The organism is Methylobacterium sp. UNCCL125 (assembly GCF_900116795.1).
Lineage (GTDB): Bacteria > Pseudomonadota > Alphaproteobacteria > Rhizobiales > Beijerinckiaceae > Methylobacterium > Methylobacterium fujisawaense.
In genome coordinates this window covers 19585-35165 of sequence record NZ_FPBW01000036.1, presented here as the reverse complement: position 1 = coordinate 35165, position 15581 = coordinate 19585, and the positions used below count along the sequence as shown (strand labels likewise).

31 protein-coding genes are annotated in these 15581 nt (G+C 68.4%); 29 read left to right on the top strand and 2 right to left on the bottom strand.

Features of this window, described 5'->3' with window-relative positions; all coding sequences use genetic code 11:
- Positions 1 to 2: 2 nt before the first annotated feature.
- A complete protein-coding gene (locus tag BM396_RS33000) occupies positions 3 to 152 on the bottom strand; it encodes a hypothetical protein (RefSeq protein WP_158713304.1) in 150 nt (49 codons plus the stop codon).
- Between BM396_RS33000 and BM396_RS32355 the strand changes: the two genes are divergently transcribed.
- Entirely contained in the window at positions 145 to 651 is a 507-nt protein-coding gene (locus BM396_RS32355) for a hypothetical protein (RefSeq protein ID WP_139239553.1), read from the top strand. The genes BM396_RS33000 and BM396_RS32355 overlap by 8 nt on opposite strands.
- 34 nt (positions 652 to 685) lie before the next feature.
- A complete protein-coding gene (locus BM396_RS27375; protein WP_043387427.1) occupies positions 686 to 952 on the top strand; it encodes a hypothetical protein in 267 nt (88 codons plus the stop codon).
- 2 nt (positions 953 to 954) lie between these two features.
- Here the strand turns inward: BM396_RS27375 and BM396_RS27370 are convergent, their stop codons facing one another.
- Positions 955 to 1779, bottom strand: a complete 825-nt coding sequence (locus BM396_RS27370) for an XRE family transcriptional regulator (RefSeq protein WP_158713305.1) — start codon at positions 1777 to 1779, stop codon at positions 955 to 957.
- Here BM396_RS27370 and BM396_RS27365 point away from each other — a divergent pair.
- The 27 genes from BM396_RS27365 (at position 1769) to BM396_RS27245 (ending at position 15573) form a co-directional block, all read left to right on the top strand.
- A complete protein-coding gene (locus tag BM396_RS27365) occupies positions 1769 to 2011 on the top strand; it encodes a helix-turn-helix domain-containing protein (RefSeq protein WP_043387429.1) in 243 nt (80 codons plus the stop codon). The two genes, BM396_RS27370 and BM396_RS27365, sit on opposite strands and share 11 nt — an antisense overlap.
- Positions 2011 to 2313 (top strand): hypothetical protein, encoded by a 303-nt coding sequence (locus tag BM396_RS27360; protein WP_051976256.1) that lies wholly within the window; start codon positions 2011 to 2013, stop codon positions 2311 to 2313. The genes BM396_RS27365 and BM396_RS27360 overlap by 1 nt, the downstream gene beginning before the upstream one ends.
- A complete protein-coding gene (locus BM396_RS32995; RefSeq protein ID WP_158713306.1) occupies positions 2313 to 2477 on the top strand; it encodes a hypothetical protein in 165 nt (54 codons plus the stop codon). The genes BM396_RS27360 and BM396_RS32995 overlap by 1 nt, the downstream gene beginning before the upstream one ends.
- An 89-nt stretch (positions 2478 to 2566) precedes the next feature.
- Positions 2567 to 2983 carry a hypothetical protein gene (locus tag BM396_RS27355; protein WP_139239550.1) on the top strand — a complete coding sequence of 139 codons (417 nt, stop codon included), beginning with the start codon at positions 2567 to 2569 and terminating at the stop codon, positions 2981 to 2983.
- Positions 2984 to 3343: 360 nt separating this feature from the next.
- Complete coding sequence (locus tag BM396_RS27350; protein ID WP_043387431.1) at positions 3344 to 3832, top strand: hypothetical protein; 489 nt, start codon at positions 3344 to 3346, stop codon at positions 3830 to 3832.
- A 2-nt stretch (positions 3833 to 3834) separates the two neighbouring features.
- Positions 3835 to 4377, top strand: a complete 543-nt coding sequence (locus tag BM396_RS27345) for a DUF2829 domain-containing protein (protein WP_051976257.1) — start codon at positions 3835 to 3837, stop codon at positions 4375 to 4377.
- A 32-nt stretch (positions 4378 to 4409) separates the two neighbouring features.
- Complete coding sequence (locus BM396_RS27340; protein WP_043387433.1) at positions 4410 to 4715, top strand: Gp49 family protein; 306 nt, start codon at positions 4410 to 4412, stop codon at positions 4713 to 4715.
- Between the two features lie 2 nt (positions 4716 to 4717).
- Positions 4718 to 5011, top strand: a complete 294-nt coding sequence (locus tag BM396_RS27335; RefSeq protein ID WP_043387435.1) for a hypothetical protein — start codon at positions 4718 to 4720, stop codon at positions 5009 to 5011.
- 70 nt (positions 5012 to 5081) lie between these two features.
- On the top strand, positions 5082 to 5735 hold the full coding sequence (locus BM396_RS27330) for a DUF2312 domain-containing protein (protein WP_081948766.1): 654 nt from the start codon (positions 5082 to 5084) through the stop codon (positions 5733 to 5735).
- A 14-nt stretch (positions 5736 to 5749) separates the two neighbouring features.
- Positions 5750 to 6679, top strand: a complete 930-nt coding sequence (locus BM396_RS27325; RefSeq protein WP_024828629.1) for an ATP-binding protein — start codon at positions 5750 to 5752, stop codon at positions 6677 to 6679.
- A 2-nt stretch (positions 6680 to 6681) separates the two neighbouring features.
- Positions 6682 to 7140: a RusA family crossover junction endodeoxyribonuclease gene (locus BM396_RS27320; protein ID WP_244538978.1), complete on the top strand. Its 459-nt coding sequence runs from the start codon at positions 6682 to 6684 to the stop codon at positions 7138 to 7140.
- Positions 7141 to 7240: 100 nt separating this feature from the next.
- A complete protein-coding gene (locus tag BM396_RS27315) occupies positions 7241 to 7855 on the top strand; it encodes a TRM11 family methyltransferase (RefSeq protein WP_091995088.1) in 615 nt (204 codons plus the stop codon).
- A gap of 3 nt (positions 7856 to 7858) precedes the next feature.
- Positions 7859 to 8713 carry a hypothetical protein gene (locus BM396_RS32350; RefSeq protein WP_139239549.1) on the top strand — a complete coding sequence of 285 codons (855 nt, stop codon included), beginning with the start codon at positions 7859 to 7861 and terminating at the stop codon, positions 8711 to 8713.
- Positions 8685 to 9278: a hypothetical protein gene (locus tag BM396_RS27305; protein ID WP_081948807.1), complete on the top strand. Its 594-nt coding sequence runs from the start codon at positions 8685 to 8687 to the stop codon at positions 9276 to 9278. The genes BM396_RS32350 and BM396_RS27305 overlap by 29 nt, the downstream gene beginning before the upstream one ends.
- Entirely contained in the window at positions 9275 to 9559 is a 285-nt protein-coding gene (locus tag BM396_RS27300; protein ID WP_043387867.1) for a hypothetical protein, read from the top strand. Before BM396_RS27305 ends, BM396_RS27300 begins: the two co-directional genes overlap by 4 nt.
- Before the next feature lie 64 nt (positions 9560 to 9623).
- Positions 9624 to 10013: a hypothetical protein gene (locus BM396_RS27295; protein ID WP_244538977.1), complete on the top strand. Its 390-nt coding sequence runs from the start codon at positions 9624 to 9626 to the stop codon at positions 10011 to 10013.
- A 95-nt stretch (positions 10014 to 10108) separates the two neighbouring features.
- Positions 10109 to 10978 (top strand): hypothetical protein, encoded by an 870-nt coding sequence (locus BM396_RS27290; protein ID WP_043387866.1) that lies wholly within the window; start codon positions 10109 to 10111, stop codon positions 10976 to 10978.
- A gap of 286 nt (positions 10979 to 11264) precedes the next feature.
- Positions 11265 to 12215 carry an AlbA family DNA-binding domain-containing protein gene (locus tag BM396_RS27280; RefSeq protein ID WP_081948805.1) on the top strand — a complete coding sequence of 317 codons (951 nt, stop codon included), beginning with the start codon at positions 11265 to 11267 and terminating at the stop codon, positions 12213 to 12215.
- A gap of 74 nt (positions 12216 to 12289) precedes the next feature.
- The gene (locus BM396_RS27275) at positions 12290 to 12526 is read left to right on the top strand and encodes a hypothetical protein (RefSeq protein ID WP_091995082.1); all 237 of its coding nucleotides are present in this window, start codon (positions 12290 to 12292) and stop codon (positions 12524 to 12526) included.
- Positions 12527 to 12693: 167 nt separating this feature from the next.
- Positions 12694 to 12936 (top strand): hypothetical protein, encoded by a 243-nt coding sequence (locus BM396_RS27270; protein WP_043387861.1) that lies wholly within the window; start codon positions 12694 to 12696, stop codon positions 12934 to 12936.
- A gap of 107 nt (positions 12937 to 13043) precedes the next feature.
- Positions 13044 to 13874: a recombinase family protein gene (locus tag BM396_RS27265; RefSeq protein ID WP_244538976.1), complete on the top strand. Its 831-nt coding sequence runs from the start codon at positions 13044 to 13046 to the stop codon at positions 13872 to 13874.
- A 12-nt stretch (positions 13875 to 13886) separates the two neighbouring features.
- Positions 13887 to 14057 carry a hypothetical protein gene (locus tag BM396_RS32990; RefSeq protein WP_158713313.1) on the top strand — a complete coding sequence of 57 codons (171 nt, stop codon included), beginning with the start codon at positions 13887 to 13889 and terminating at the stop codon, positions 14055 to 14057.
- On the top strand, positions 14054 to 14281 hold the full coding sequence (locus tag BM396_RS27260) for a hypothetical protein (protein ID WP_043387858.1): 228 nt from the start codon (positions 14054 to 14056) through the stop codon (positions 14279 to 14281). The genes BM396_RS32990 and BM396_RS27260 overlap by 4 nt, the downstream gene beginning before the upstream one ends.
- On the top strand, positions 14275 to 14463 hold the full coding sequence (locus BM396_RS27255; RefSeq protein ID WP_043387856.1) for a hypothetical protein: 189 nt from the start codon (positions 14275 to 14277) through the stop codon (positions 14461 to 14463). The genes BM396_RS27260 and BM396_RS27255 overlap by 7 nt, the downstream gene beginning before the upstream one ends.
- Positions 14463 to 14636 carry a hypothetical protein gene (locus BM396_RS32985; RefSeq protein ID WP_170867512.1) on the top strand — a complete coding sequence of 58 codons (174 nt, stop codon included), beginning with the start codon at positions 14463 to 14465 and terminating at the stop codon, positions 14634 to 14636. The genes BM396_RS27255 and BM396_RS32985 overlap by 1 nt, the downstream gene beginning before the upstream one ends.
- Positions 14636 to 14941 (top strand): hypothetical protein, encoded by a 306-nt coding sequence (locus tag BM396_RS27250; protein WP_043387854.1) that lies wholly within the window; start codon positions 14636 to 14638, stop codon positions 14939 to 14941. The genes BM396_RS32985 and BM396_RS27250 overlap by 1 nt, the downstream gene beginning before the upstream one ends.
- Positions 14941 to 15573, top strand: a complete 633-nt coding sequence (locus BM396_RS27245) for a putative metallopeptidase (RefSeq protein WP_051976290.1) — start codon at positions 14941 to 14943, stop codon at positions 15571 to 15573. The genes BM396_RS27250 and BM396_RS27245 overlap by 1 nt, the downstream gene beginning before the upstream one ends.
- The last annotated feature ends 8 nt before the right edge of the window (positions 15574 to 15581 follow it).

The following is a 15581-nucleotide window of genomic DNA, read 5'->3' as shown; positions in this document are numbered from 1 at the left end:
GGTCAGCGGGCGCCCCGGACGGCGGCCACGTGCTGGATGATGAAGCCCGGCACGAACGGGCCGAAGCCGATGGTCAGCGATGCCAACAGGCAGTGCGCGACCGCAGTGGTGGCCGAGGCGTGCTGGAGACTGTCGAGGTAGGCGGTGAGCATCTGGGGCTCCATCGGCTCGGTGAGCGGCGATGGGCAGATGATACCGTTCTGGTATGTTCAGTCAATACCAGTTCGGCATATTTTGCGTGCGGCGGATCCGGAAGCACCGCTGACCAGCAGCGCAAACGTGGCGGATATCCACATCCGTCCACAGGCTCAAACCGGCGCGGTATTTTCTGTTCGCCTTTCGTTCCTGTCCCGTGTCACCCTCTGGTTGTGGTCGTGCAGAGGAGTGGCCATGGGCCAAAGCGTTCAGTTCGCCGTCCAACGCTTTCAGGATGCCGGTCCGGGGCAGTGGTCTCGCGGGCGTCTCACCGAGTGCAGGACAGCAGACGAGGCTCGGCGATTGGCAGAGCGTTGCGTTGCAAGGGGTGAGTCGACAGGAGCAGCGGCGTTTTCACGACGCTCATCAGGAGAGTTTGGAGTTCAGGACAGCCCGATCACCATTGCTGCTTTTGGCGATGTCCCACCGGAAGCGAAAGATATCCTTCCGTTTTGATCGACCGATCCAGTTCAACAGGGGAGAGCACAACATGGCCCTCAAACCCATCGTCGCTCACAACGTGCAGCTCTTCGTGCTGGTGAAGGGCAAGCTGGTGGCGGGAAATCTCGTGAGCTGCAGGGATCCTGAGGACGCCTGCCGCACCGCCGAGCACAAGGTCCAGACCGGCCGGGCAATCGGGGCGGCCGCCTTCACGCGTACGATCGTGGATCCAGAATATGACGATGGATCGGAGCCGACCACGCTCGCCACCTTCGGCCGGCTGCCGCCTGGGTTGGCGGACAACCTTCCGTTCTGACCTCAGCGCCGGAGGAGCTTCTGCATCGGCCGATATGTGCCAATGACGAAGGCTCGGACCGCGACCTGGAGATCCTCGCGGGGCTTCCACTCCAGCTCACGCCGAGGAACGTGGATCGGCTCCTGCCACCGTGGATCGTCGCTGTCTGGGTGCAGCTCGACGGAGCCACCTTCGGCCACACGGTAGACCTTGGCGGTGCGTTCACGCAGATGACCGCCGAACTGGATCTGCTCGACGATCACGAGGTCGCCGTTCTGCGGCTGGTGCCCGCTGATCCCGATATCGACGCAGTGCAGGATGTCGCCGTCGATCGCTATCTGATTGATCGAGGTGCCACGCACGACGAGGCCGTATTGCGCCTTCCGCGGGTAGCGCGAGTCCGGCACCACCGGCGCGCGCTCATAGATCGTCTCATCGACCGCGGTATCGACGGTGAGGAACCGGCCGGCCGCGACTTCGCCCGGCACGTCCAGGCCGGCTTCCCCATCGATCGTCCAGCCAGGCCCGTCCTCGCCTTCCGGCTCATTCAGGTTCGCGGGCGGGAAGAGCAGGGTCTCCGCGCTGATGCCGAGAGCGGGGGCAAGTCGCTCGGCCCATTCCTTCGTGAGCTTCCGCTCACCCGCTTCGAGCCGGCGGATCTGCGGTTGCGAGGTGCTCGCCGCATCCGCCAGCTCCTGCTGGGTCAGCCGCGCCCTCTCCCGAAATTGCTTCAACGCGCTCATACCAAAGTGATATTTCGCGCCGTCCACCTCGTCTAAGGACAAAATGGTATAAGGGGGCTTGTCGCTGATATACCGTAACGGTATGTTGGTTGGTATGAGGCTCACCGACTACCTTCGCCAGCACGAGCTCACCCACACCGAGTTCGCCGCCATGATCGGCGCGACCCAGGCTGCGGTGACGCGATATGTGAACGGCCGGCGCAAGCCGAGCCTCGACAAGCTGATCCTGATTGAGCGCGTGACCGAAGGTGCGGTTCGTGCGCTCGATTTCGCCAACGACCCGGCGCCTGCTGATCCGTCAGACGCGGCATCCTCCGTCGAGGGAGCCGCCGCGTGATGCGCCGCGCCCTCCTCCTCGCCGCGACGCTCACTCTCGCCGGCTGCTCCGACAGCGACGTCGCGCGTCAGACGGTCGAGCTCTACGGGTTCACCGACATCGCGATCGGCGGCTACACGCCGTTCGGCTGCGCAGAGAGCGACAGCTTCCGAACCAGCTTCACGGCCCGCGGCGTCAACGGCGCGTGCGTGCAGGGTGTCGTCTGCTCGGGCGCCTTCAAGGGCGCGACGCTGCGGGTGACCGGCCCCTCGAATGCCTGCCCTGTCCGCGGGCCTGTAGCCCCTCAGTCGAGCGCGCGCTGATGGGTACGGCATGCCTCTTCCTCGGCGCGTGGTCCGTCCTGAGCTGCACCGCTGGGCGCGCTCTGATCTCGGGTGGTCCGTCTGACGCTCTGGTCCGCCGCGCGAGCCACGTCGGCCTCGTGGTCGGCGCCGGGCTGATCGTCTGCGGCGGAGCGCTCCGGTGAGCGCCGCCCCTCGCCTTTCGCCGCGTGCCCCTGCCGTCGCCAGCGTCGAGGCTGCAGCCTCGGTGGCGGTCTCCTGCCTGGAGCCCACCGTGACCGACGCGAAGACCCTACTGGCGCTTGGCTGCGCCTGCCGCCGCGCTGCGGGCGCGTTCGCGATCCTGGCGTCGCGTCTCTCCATCGAGGTCGAGCGCGGCGAGCATCCGGACACCGGCGCGCCGGCCGAGATGGCGCAGCAGGCCCTCGACCTGGAGCGCGCCGCGCAGCACCTCCAGGCCGAAGCTCAGGACGCCGAGCTTCTCGCGCTGCTCCCGTACCGAGACCGGTTCGCCGACCTGGTGCGCATGGCCGATGCCATGGACCACGGCGTCAGCTTCGTTCCGATCGAGCCTGTCGCTGCCGCCCGGTCGCCCAGCCCCGCGGAGGTTGTCGTTGTCGGGCAGGACAACACCGCCTCGCTTCGGGAGCGCGTGAGCCGTGGCATGGCGCGTCTGAAGAGGCGCGCCTGAAATGTCGGTGCTCAAGCACATCGCCGGGTCTGCCGTTCTCGTCCGCGAAAACTGTAACGCCTCGGCCGTGCCGACGTCTTTACTGGCTGTCGCGCGGCTGTGCACAGCTTCCCCCCATCGCAGCGGTCGCAGGCTCACGCCTCCCGCCAGCGAGCGACCCGGCCGAGACCATCGCAATCTCGGACCCTCGGCCGGGTCGTCCCCTCTCCTGCGCGCCCGTCTCCGCCTGCAAGCTGCCGGTCGCGCTGTGTGTCGTGCGTACTCCGTCAACCTCCCGCATTCGCTGCGCTCCTGTTCGACATCCGCAAGATGTCGCGAAGGAATGGCGCTGTGGGGACAAAGACTGACCGGAACCGAGCAATGCTGACCGCATCTCAAGCTCGGGACGAGACCTTGCCGAAGCTGTCGGCGCTCGTCCGCCTCGCCCAGTCGAGCATGGGTTCGAAGATGGCCGCCTACGACGCGGTCGGGCGCCGGATCGGGGCCTCGGGCTCCTGGGTCCGCAAGTTCATGGGCCGACAGGACACCGGCCTCGACGGGCACGTCCTGCACAACATTCGGACCGCCTACGAGCGGCTCTGCACGAACATCGAGGCCGCGGCCGACGCCGCAGAAGCCACCAACGCTCTGCTCCGGGAGGATCTCCATGCGGCTCTTCGCGCCGATCGTCCGGCTGCTGCGCGCACGCCTGGAGGCGCGCCGGCTGCGGGCGCAGCTCCGCGCCGTCCAGGACGGTCGACCTCACCGGCACTGGTCCGTCCGGATGCTCGCCCGCGTGTGCCGGGCCTGCCGGGTGCGGGTGATCTGACGGACCTGCCGCTGTGGCGGGCCGCGGGTGAGGAGGAGTGAGTATGGGCCGGTTTACGAAGCGCCCCGTCACGGTCGAGGCGGTGCAGTTCAACAAGATCGGCGACCATCCTGCGGTCAAGGCCGGCTTCGGCACCGGCTTCTGCATTGAGGGTCGCCAGGGCTTCGTCGGGGTTCAGCCGGGCGACTGGATCATCACCGAGATGAACGGCGCCGGCTTCTATCCGTGCAAGCCCGATGTCTTCGAAGCGACCTACGTGCCGGCCGAGGACCGCGACCCGGCGGCAATGTCGTTCGGCGATGCCCTCCGTGCGCTGAAGGCCGGCGAGCGCGTCTGCCGGGCTGGCTGGAACGGCAAGGGCATGTGGCTCTCGCTTAGTGGGCCGCCCCGTGGGCTCGAGGTCGTCGCCGAGCGCTTCTGGTCGGCAAACAACGCCCACTTCGCGCGCCGCAGCGGCGGCACCGCGACCGTCCTCCCCGCCATCACCATGAAGACCGCCACCGGCGAGATCCTCATGGGATGGCTCGCCTCCCAGACGGACATGCTCGCCGAGGACTGGATGGTCCTCCCGGCCGACGCCGCCTGACCTCCCCTCCCGCCGCACAGAAGGAGCCGACCATGTCGAGCGACGAGACCAAGCTGGAAGCCGAGCTGCAGGCGAAGGGGCTGAACGCACCCCGCCTGACGCCCGATCACATCGACAGCCGCATCGTCAGCGCAGCCTACCACGTGTTTCCGGGCACGACGCTGACGGTCTGCGCGCTCACCCTGCGCAACGGCTTCATCGTCACCGGCACCAGCGCCGCGGCGTCGCCCGAGAACTTCGATCCGGCGATTGGCGAGCAGATCGCGCACCGGAACGCTCGCGAGCGCATCTGGGAGCTGGAAGGCTACCTGCTCCGTGAGCGGCTGGCGGCGGCCTGACCATGTCCGACGGCGCCTTCGTCACCGCCCTGCCGACGCACTTCGCGACCCTGCGCGAGGGCGTCGAGAAGCACGTCCCCGAGACGGCCGTGAACGCGATCATCCGCAAGGGCCTGATCGCCCTTCTGGGCTGGGCCGAGGCGATGGCGCACGCCCTGGTGTCGATCACGCCGGCGCCCGCGCAGCAGCAGTTCCACGCGCCGCTCGGCGACCGCTTGCCCGTCGTCGAGGAGCCGCGCGTGCCCCGTCACGCCGGCCACGACCCGCGCCTGCCGGGCAACCGCCCGCACCCCTGAAACGAGAACCGCCCGGCCTGCTGTGGGAGCGGGTGCCGGGCGGTCAGTCGAAGTCTTCCTGGAGGATGTGATGGGTAAAGGTAGGAAGGCCGAAGATCAAGCTCGGCCCAACGTCGATACTGTCGCCGAGCTTCGTTCCTATGCAGAGCGGATCGTCCGTATTGAGGACGAGCGGAAAGCGCTCGCGGGCGACATCAAAGAGGTCAAGAACGAAGCCGCCGCTCGTGGCTTCGACAAGAAGGCGCTCGCCGTCGTCATCGCGCGCATGCGCGAGACCATGGAGGAGCGCGAAGCGCGCGAAGAGACCGCGGCGCTGGCGGATGTCTACCTCGCCAGCCTCGGCATGCTCGACGGCACCCCGCTCGGTGATGCGGCTCGACGCCTGTTCGACCCCATCGCGGATCCCGAAGGGCACGCGGCAGCGACCGAGGATGCCATGCACCTCGAGGACGACGCGGAGACAGCCGCCATGGCTCCTTCTGCGCCGCCCGCCGGCGCCATGAGCGAAGAGGCGCTGGCCACCGCCCGCGAGGAGGGCTCCTCCGCGGCCGCCGCTGGCGAGCGCGTCTTCTCGAACCCCTACGTCGCCGGCGATCCCCGCCGCGCTGCCTGGGATGAGGGCTGGTGCCTGCGCAAGGGATCAGACGGGATGGAGATCCCCGACGCCTTCCGCCGGAAGAAGAAGCCCGCAGCTGACGAGGCTGGTGAAGGGGCTGCGTCGTGAGACCGGTTCGGGAGATGCAGCCCACCCGCCTCACGCGCGGGAAGGCGGCCGCCGAGGAGGCGAGCGCGGCTCAACGGCTGCGCACGCAGCTCGGCGCCATGGTCGATGTCCGGGAATCGAAGGATGCCGAGGAGCCGATCCTGGGGCCCGGCGTGCGCGCGGCCATTCTCGGATGGCTCGCCGAGATCCACGCGGCAGCCGATCTCGCGGCGGTCGGAGTGAAGCCGCGCAGCACCGCCCTGCTCTACGGACCGCCCGGCTGCGGAAAGACGACGCTCGCCCATCACCTCGCCGCCCGCCTCGGCGTGCCGCTGGTGATCGTCCAGGCCGAGCAGCTCGTGGAATCGTCGCTCGGTGGCACGGGGCGGAAGGTCGCCGAGCTGTTCGATGGTCTGGCGAAGGTCGGTGCGCCGTGCGTCGTCCTGATGGACGAAATTGACGCGATCGGTTCGGAGCGCAGCAACGACGATCAGGCCTGCGCTCGTGAGATGAATGCGGCGCTGACCACGCTGCTCCAGAAGATCGAGGCGTTCGGCGGCCGCCTGATCGCTGCAACCAACCGGCACGACAAGCTCGACAAGGCGCTCTGGCGCCGGTTCGGCCTGCAGATCGACGTCGCCCTGCCCGGTGATGATGAGCGCTGGGCGATCCTCAAGCGGTACGGGCTGCCGTTCGACTTCGACGACGACACCATCGACGGCCTGGCCGAGATCACGCGCGGCGCTGCTCCGTCGCTGTTGCGGCAGACGATGGAGGGCATCAAGCGGACCCTGGTTCTCGGTGAGCGGCTTCGCCTACCGGTCGACGATCCGGCCGCGGTGCTGCGCATCGTCATCGAGCACGCGCGCCCGCACCCCGACTATCAGGCGCCGCCCCTCTGGGCCGACACGTCGCTCGCGCGGACGTTCGCCCCCGAGGCTTGGCCGCCGGCTCGGCAGGGCTGACCATGCGCCAGCCGCCAGCCTCCCACGGCCCCGTGTTCGCGCCGCCTGGGCGCCGCGTGGTCGATTCCGTGACCGTGCTCCTGCCGGTTCCGCCCTCGGTGAACCGGATTTACCGGCACACGAAGGAGCGCGGCCCGGTGAAGTCGGACGCCTACAAGTCGTGGATTGATGGCGCCGGTTGGCGCCTCCAGGCGCAGCGTCCCGGTCGCGTCCCCGGGCCGTACGTCCTCCTGCTGGCCGTCCCGCGCACGGCCCGCATGGACATCGACAACGCCGCCAAGGCGGTGTCCGACCTGCTCCAGCGGCACGGCGTCGTCGACAACGACCGGGATGCCGTCCGCGTGCTGCTCGAGTGGCACGCCGAGCACGACGAGGTCGCTGCCACGGTGCGCGGCCTGTCCGATGGCGCTGCCCTCGAGCCGATCGCCCCCGTACGCCCTCCGCTGGAGGCGGTGGCATGACATGGCACCTCCCCGTCCTCGCGGGCCGCGCGCTCTCCGGCAGCATCTCCCTCGTCGTGCGCGGCAGCGCCGATTCCTCGCGCCTGCGGAGATCCGCGCTGTGACCCATCGCGAGAACAAGGCGCACGCGCTCGCGGAGCGGGGGAACGACCTGTACGAGACGCCGGCCGTCGCCGTGCGGGCTCTGATCGGGACCGAATGGCTCCCACAACGGATCTGGGAGCCTGCCTGTGGGCCCGGCGCCATCGTGCGCGAGCTGTATGCGGCCGGGCACGACGTGCTGGCCACCGACCTCGTCGACTATGGCTGGAAGGGGCAGGTCTCGGACGTCGACTTTCTGAAGGTCGACGCGGCCCCTGACGGCATCGACTGCATCGTCACGAACCCGCCCTACAAGGACGCTCGCGCCTTCGTGGAGCAGGCCGTGCGGCTCTGCCCGCGCGTGATGATGCTGCTGCGGTTCTCGTTCTACGAGAGCATCTCACGCGGCTCCATCCTCGACACCGGCACGCTGGCCCGGGTGCATTGCTTCCGCAAGCGCCTGCCGATGATGCACCGCGACGGCTGGGTTGGCCCGAAGGCCTCCTCGAACATGGCCTTCGCGTGGTTCGTCTGGGACCTCTCTCATCGCGGCCCGACGCAGCTCAGCCGCATTTCCTGGGAGGACTTCACCGACGAAGCCGGCGCCGATCCCCTCCTCATGGCCGCGGAGTAGGCGATGGCGATCCGTTCAGAAGCCCTTCGCGCGCTCGTGGCGGCCGGAGCGTCGGCCGAGATGCTGCTCGCGGTGATTGAGGCAGACGAGAAGGCTGCGGCTGCCGAGGTCGATGCGAAGACCGAGAAGCGTCGAGCCCAGACCGCAGCTCGGGTGCGCAAGCACCGTGAAACGCACCGTAACGCTGGTAACGGCGGTAACGCGTTACCCCCCGTCCCCTCCCCGGATGGTCCACCCCCTCCTCCTGCACCTCCACCCCCACCCCTTAACCCCTCCCCGACCCCCGGTTCCGACCCTGACGGGTCGGCCGACGATGTCGGGCAAGCTGGCGCAGGCGCGGCCGAGCAGGCCCGAGCCTTCCGCCGGGATCTGCTGACCCGGGGTGCCGCGCTGATCTGCGCGAACACTGGTCGGTCCCAGCGGTCCGCCCTGGCCCTGATCGGCCACTGGCTGGCGATCGCCCAGGACGAGGCGGTGGTGGTGCTCGGCCTGATCGAGGACGCCGACGGCCGCGAGCTGGCCGACTTCACGAGCTGGGTCGACCGGCGCCTCCAGGCCCGCCGCGAAGCGATGGGTCGGCGCCCGGACCGCGGCCGCCCTGCCCAGCCAGCGCCTACGGGTCTCGCCGCCCGCCTCATCCGCCAGCACGCCGCATCTCAGATGGGAGCCTACGATGTCGAACCGCCTGCCATCGACGCGAACGACCCCGACGCCGGCCCAGGTCGAGGAGAGGATCTCGGCACTCCATGGCAGGCTGGAGGCGCATCCCGTCCTTCCGACCCGTTGCTGCGTGCGGCGGGACAGGGCGGCCACGACAGCCGAGCGTCGAGTGCTCTCCGACGTCGCCGAGCGGCTTAGGGCCGAGCTGACGGCGGCCTCGAATCCTCGGCACGTCGACACGGTCGTGACCCGGGTGCTGCTGGGATTCGAGCAGGGCCGCGGTCGCGGCGACGACGAGAACGAAGTGCTCGTCGCGGAGTACGTGTCGGCGCTGAAGGACCTCCCTTTGGCCGCGATTCACGAGGCGGCCGAGCGCTTCCGGAACGGTAAGACGCTGCGGCCGTGGGCGAAGCGCTGGCGGCCCTCCCCGGCCGAGTTCACCGACGAGGCGCGCGAAGGGCTGATTCCGCTCCGGATGCAACTGCTGCACATTCGGCGCGTGCTCGACGCCGAGATCTACGACGTGCCGACGGCGGAGCAGCGCGCGGAGGTCGCGAAGGCGGCTGAAGCGCACCTGCAGCGCATGCGGCAGGCCGAGCCTCCGCGGCACCGCGCTGAGACGCCGGCCGAGATCGCCCGGGCGCAGCGGGCGAAGCTGGACGAGGACATCGCCCGGCTCCGCGCGACCGGCCACGGCCCGGACATCGGCCGGCTGATGGCCCGCCTCGACCAGCGCCAGGGCCAGGTGGGAGGCGCACGGTGAGCCGGCGCCCCGATCTCTGGAAGGCCGAGCTGCGCGACCGCGAGGCCGCGCGGAAGGCGGCCGAGGCTCAGCGGGAGCCGCCGGGCGAGCACACCTGCGCCTCTTGCGGGGTGTTAGGCGCCTCGTTCGGCTATGGCGTCTTTCGGAATCGCAGCGACGGCATGTGGTCCTGCGCCAAGGGCAGATGCCGCGCCATCGTTGAGGCGCGGGCGGCGGTGCCGGCCGTGCCCGCCCGCGCGGATCCGCCGACGGCTGACCTGTTCGGCCGCTCGGCCGCGTGAGGAGAGCACGTACCCGGTGCTGATGGCGAACCCGCTGAGGATCGAAGGCCCGGACCCGCCGGCCATGACGTGCGCGGACGTGGAGCGGTGGCTGGTAGCGGCGTTCATGGCCTTCACCAGCTCGGGCATCTTCAGCGTGCGGCCGAACCGGCTCCAGCCGAACGACCCGCAGGAGATGCGGGCGACCTTCGACTGGATCGTGTTCTCCGCCGAGGTGCTGGGCGTCGGCAGCCCGGAGCGGATCGCCCTTCTCACCTGGGCCCGCGCGAAGGCTCGGCGTCGGATTCGACGCCACCGCCGGCTCCGGCTGCTACGGGAGGTCCCGGGGGGCACCGTCACGGATTTCTGCGCCGAGGTCGGCGTCCAGCGGCGCACCTTTGACCGGCGGCGCAAGCGCGCCTGCCTCCGCCTCGCCGATGCCTGGAACGCAAAGGTCACGGGCAAGCCGGAGTGACGCAGGCATAGATCACGCTTGCGTGTGTCCAAAAACGGGACGCAGATCGGCTGTCACGGATCGACGGAAGGTCGACCGCCGCAAGGGGCACCACCGTGGCAGCGTCCAGGACCAAGGCCATCACCCTCGCCGGCTCGCCGGCAAACCACACGCACGAGCGCTTCGCTCGGCCGGAGCGGCGTCGGGATCCGCGCGGCGACCGGTACGACCATGCCGGCGCCTTCGACCCGCGCACCGACCTCTCGAAGCCGGTCAGGGGCAAGCGCGGCCCGATCCAGACGGCGGCCGTCGCGGTCGACGATCCGTGGACCCCGGGCGGTCGTTCGCTCGCCGCGGTCAACCGCCGGGTCGACGTGCTGGAGATGGAGCGCTCCCACGGGCGGCTCACGGTCTCGCAGTATGAGGTCGGGCGCCAGGTCCAGGCGATCTTCGAGCGCGCCTCCGGCGCCCGGCTCGGCTCCATGGACTTCGGGGTGCGCGGCTCGAAGGACATGACCATCGCGCACGAGCTGTCGGTCATCTACGCGATCGACGACGCCCGGCTGGTGGCGAAGCTTAAGGACAAGGTCGTCCGCGCGGTCGGCGTGCCTGGCGCTCGATTCCTCCACGAGGTGCTCACCGGCCGGCAGACCTTCGCGCAGTTCGCCGAGGCCCGCGGCAAGGGCGGCGATCGCGGCACCAGCCAGATCGCCGCGCATTTCCGGATCCTGATGGAGAACCTCGACGAGGACTTCGCGGCCGAGGGCGTGGCGAACGTGCAGGAGCGCTTCTTCCAGGGCCAGAAGACCGGCGAGGAGACCGATGCGCGCGGCCGGGCCGTCCCCGAGGGCCACGGCCAGTACTGGGGCAGCGAGGAGGCGCGCTACGCCCCGCAGGCCAAGCCGGAGGTCCAGCGGGCCGTCGCCGGTCGCGGACGGGTGCGGGACATCGTGGCGGCGCGCTGCCGGGTCGGCGGGGAGGCCTGACAGCGTGTGCAGCGGCCACCTCGCGGTCTATCCGCCGCTCGGGATGCGGCGGGTTGAGCGACCGCGCGTCCGGTACGAGCGCCTCAACCGATTTGCTGCCGACCGGATGCTCGCCGCGCGGTCGCCGGCGGCACATCGCTTCTGGAAGCGCGTCTCCGATTCCACGGTGACCGTTGAGGCGACCTGGGTGCGCGACGAGGCGTTCTACAAAGCTTGGCGTGGGCCCAATCCGTGCGGTCCGTGACAGGGAGACGTTCATGAGCCAGCATGGGGTCAGGAGGCGTCCATGCGTGAGCTCTACGACCGGCTGATCGAAGAGGGTGAAGCTGGGATTGATCGATTGATTGCTGAGGAGACACAAGAGTCCCTTCAGCTCGATTTCAAACGCAAAGAGATTGATCGAAACGGGGAATTTTCGACGAAAGATCGGCAAATATTCGCCCAGGCACTGTCCGGATTTGCCAATTCATCAGGCGGATTACTGATTATCGGTGTTGATGCGCGCCAGGGCCCGGATCGCATCGACCGAGCTCAGGCTGCTTACCCAGTAGCCGATATTCGACGATTTCTTTCTGAAGCACGCACGGAAATCGGGCAGCTCGTTCAACCTCGGCTTGAGGCGGTAAACGTGACCGCTATCGAGTCCAGCCGAACTGCAGGCGCTGGATATTTATTAGTATATATCGATCGCTCAGAGCGCCGGCCGCATCGTTCGGAGGCAAAAAATCAGAAGAGTTATTTTAAGCGTTCGGGCGCAAGCTTCTTCGAAATGGAACATTACGATATAGAAGATGCTTTTTCCCGTTCGGGAACTGCCATTCTTGAGGCAACATTCCATCCTTTAACACAATGGGCCGACCAGGATGAAGCGCATTGTATTCTAAAAGTATTTCTGTCAAATACAGGTAGCGTTATTGCAAAATTCCCATATATTGTATTTCAGAAAATAGACGGCGCAATATTGCCATTGGCCGACAATCAGCCCTGCAAAATTCAGGGCGGAACTAGAAACTATCTCGCAATTGGCGGATCTGATGACGTGATACATCCCGGAACGGAGAGATTTATGGCATATCTGCAAGTAGTGATAAAGAAAAATCCCGAAGGAAAATGGATGTTTATTCCTGCAAAGGATGGAAGATTGCTGTCTATGGATTATCTCTTCGGCTGCGAAAGTGGCCGGGCGATGAAGGGTAGCTCGAGCACTTCACCGATTGCCTTTGACCTTTATCCGTGAACGGTTTGGTTCAGCGATCGTGACACGGGCTGTCTGGTGGGGCAGCATGGGCGGGTCGGAACGGAGGTGAACACGTGGGGCTGATTGAGCTTACAGCGACCCAGTCGGGCGAGCCGATTGTGATTAACCCGCAGCAGATCGTTTCCTACTATGGTCAGCGGCTGACCGCCGACAGAGCGGATGGGACGAGGATTAACCTTACTGCAGCTGCTGTCGGAACGATGACGTACGTGACGGTTCAGGAGTCGCCGGAGCAAATTGCTGAGATCCTCAATCTCGCAGGGGTGGGGGTTCATCGCGCCCGTTCTTGACCCGTCGGGCGAAACCCGGCAAAACCCGATCGTCGCGAGACGCACGCCCGGGGCTGAAAAGCCGCCGGGCGTTTGCATGTCCGGGCCCAGCTTCACCGAACCCGCTCAACAGCTTAGGCGTTGCCCCGTGAGACGCGGGCGGTGTTCCATGTCATGATCGGTCCCCGATGAGCGCCCACGCTATCGTCACCGCGATCGAGGAGGAGAGCCTCGCGCTCTGCCGTCTGCGCGCGACCGGGCGCCAGGACGTCGACCTCGAAGCCCGCGACCATCACTGCCGGCGCATCCGGTCGCTGATCCGCCAGCTTCGGCCCCTCATCGGCACCGTCGAGAAGCGCACCTTCGGCACCGCTGGACGGAGCGAGAAGGGCAAGCCCTTCACCGTCGCGAGGCGGCGCCGGGCGGCCTGATTGGAGGCCATTTCCAAGGTCTCCTGAGATCTTGGAAATATCGGCCGTTTATACACTAAAACATCAACAAAACCAGAGGCTTGCAGGTGGTTTCGGGCTCACGCCGTGTGGGCCGCCAGCGGGCCCGGAATAAAATCCAGACCGAGACGAAGGCAGCCAGCGCCGTCCGGGCGCTCGGGTACCTGCGGGTCTCGACGGAAGAGCAGGCCGCGACCGGCCACGGGCTTGAGGCGCAGGAGAAGGCGGTCCGCTCCTTCGCCGAGAGCCAGGGCTACGAGCTGATCGAGGTCCTCACCGACCCGGGCGTCTCAGGCGCGACCCGGCCCGCCGATCGCCCCGCCTTCGGGCAGGCGCTGGATCTCGCCGCGGCCAAGGCCTTCGACGTGCTTCTGGTGGCGAAGATCGACCGGCTGTCCCGCGACATCCGCCACGCGATGACGACGGTCTCGGATCTCGCCGAGCAGCACGAGGTCGCCTTCCGTTCGGTGACGGAATCGGTGATCGACACCTCCAACCCGATGGGTCGGACCTTCTTCGCGATCTTCGCCGGCATGGCGGAGAACGAGCGTTTCGTGATCCGGGATCGAACTGCCGGCGGCCGGGTGGCCAAGGCCGGCAAGGGCGGTTTCGCCGGGGGGCAGGCGCCCTACGGCTACACGAAGGATCTGGAGGGCGGCCTCCGGGTCGTCCCGGAGCAGGCGCGCATCGTCCGCCGGATTTACCAGGAGCGCCGCCGCAAGCGGACGCTCCAGGCTATCGCCGATGGCTTGAACGCCGAGAGCATCCCGGCGCCGAAGGGTGGCCGCTGGGCCGTCTCCACGGTCGCGTACGTGACCGACAACCCGAAATATCGCGGCGCGATCGAGTACCTGTTCCGCTGGAACGGGACCGAGACGCACGTCCTGCAGCCGGGCGCCCACGCCGCGATCATCGGCTGACGAAAGACCCACATGAACGTGCACGTCCAGGCCGCCGCTCATCGCGCGCGGGTCAATGCCCTGTGGAACCTGATCGCGCCGAAGCGCATCGCGGCCATCCGCTATCTGCCCGACGCGATCGAGGTCCTGCACCCGACCAAGGGCTGGCGCCGCATCTCGCACAAGCGCCTCGGCATCGCGTGACCGCACGCCCCGACTTCACCCCGGCCGACGCGGACCGGGCGCTTCGCCATGCGCAGCGCCTCCAGCGTGACCCGGCGGCCCAGGCCTACGGCGACCATCTCCGTCGCCAGGGCCTGATCCCGGCGCCGGTGCGGCTCCCGGCCGAGACCCCGTACGACGAGGCCCGGGCCGGCGAGTTCGAGGTCCGACGCTCCATGGCCATGAGGAACGCCCGGCCATGCTGAAGCGCCTCGTCCTCCGCTGGCTGCTCCGCGGTCAGCCGGCCACGCCCGCGCCGATCGTCCACCGCGGCGAGCGCGAGCTGACGTCCGGCCCCGACCTCGGCGCGCCGGCCGGCCCGATCGCAAAGCTGTCGCGTGAGGATGCAGAGCGTCTGCTCGGCATCCCGGTGAGGAGCCATCGCTGATGCCCCGCCTCTGCGCCGCCATCCTGCTCGCCGGCATCGCCGCGGCGGCCCTGCGCTCGCGGCGCCCGGCCGTTGTCGTGGGCGCGCGCCGCGCCGTCCCCGACGATGTGCGCGTGTCGGCCGAGCACCTGATGCTCCTCTTCGGCGACATGCCATCCCGGGCCAAGCACTGATGCGCGGAATCGTCGGCTTCCGGCACGCCGCCGGCATCCTCCTGGTGCTCGTCGCCGGCTGGGCCTGGGTGTGGGTGTTCGACCGCCCCGCCCAGGCCGCCTCGTCCGGATTCCTGGCCGGCGCCCTCGCCTGCCCGGCCGGCGTCGAGGGCCCGGCCTGCACCCGCGAGACCGCGCTCGACGTGCTCACCCAGCCGGTGGCGCTGGTCACCGAGTGCCCGATGGTCGGCACGCTGCTGGCCACGCATCTGAGCCTGCCGGCCGGCGGCACGCACAAGACGTTCTGCGAGCGGCGGAAGGGCTGATGCTGGCTCGCCCTCGCCCGCCGGAGCGCCTCCTCGGACAGGAAGGTGCGCTCACAGCGCTGCCGTTCGAGCCGTCGCCGGAGCTGGAGACCTGGGCCCGCGCCGCCTTCATAAGCGAGGACGCGGTGCTGCTGAACGAGGAGCACGCGCACCTCCGGGAGGCGACGCTCGGCTTCATGTGGACGTCCGTGCCGAACGCGCGCGGCGGGAACGGTGTCGTCGGGCAGGCCGAGATCCCGTCCATCCAGGGCGGGAAGTGGGCGCGGGCCCGGTTCTTCCAGCAGGTCGAGGCGTGGTTCGGCCTCGTCCCGGACTTCATGATCACCCTCGACGCGGGCTTCGCGGACCAGGCCGACGACGCCACGTTCTGCTCCCTCGTCGAGCACGAGCTCTACCACTGCGCGCAGGCGAAGGACGCGTTCGGCGCCCTGCGTTTCTCGAAAGCGACGGGCCGGCCGGTCTTCACGATGCGCGGCCACGACGTCGAGGAGTTCGTCGGCGTGGTCGCCCGTTACGGCGTCGGTGCGGCGGCGGGCCAGACCGCGGCGTTGGTCGAGGCGGCCAACCGGCCCCCGATCGTGTGCGAGGCGGACATCGTCGGCGCGTGCGGCACTTGCGGCCGGCGCGTCTGAGATTGACC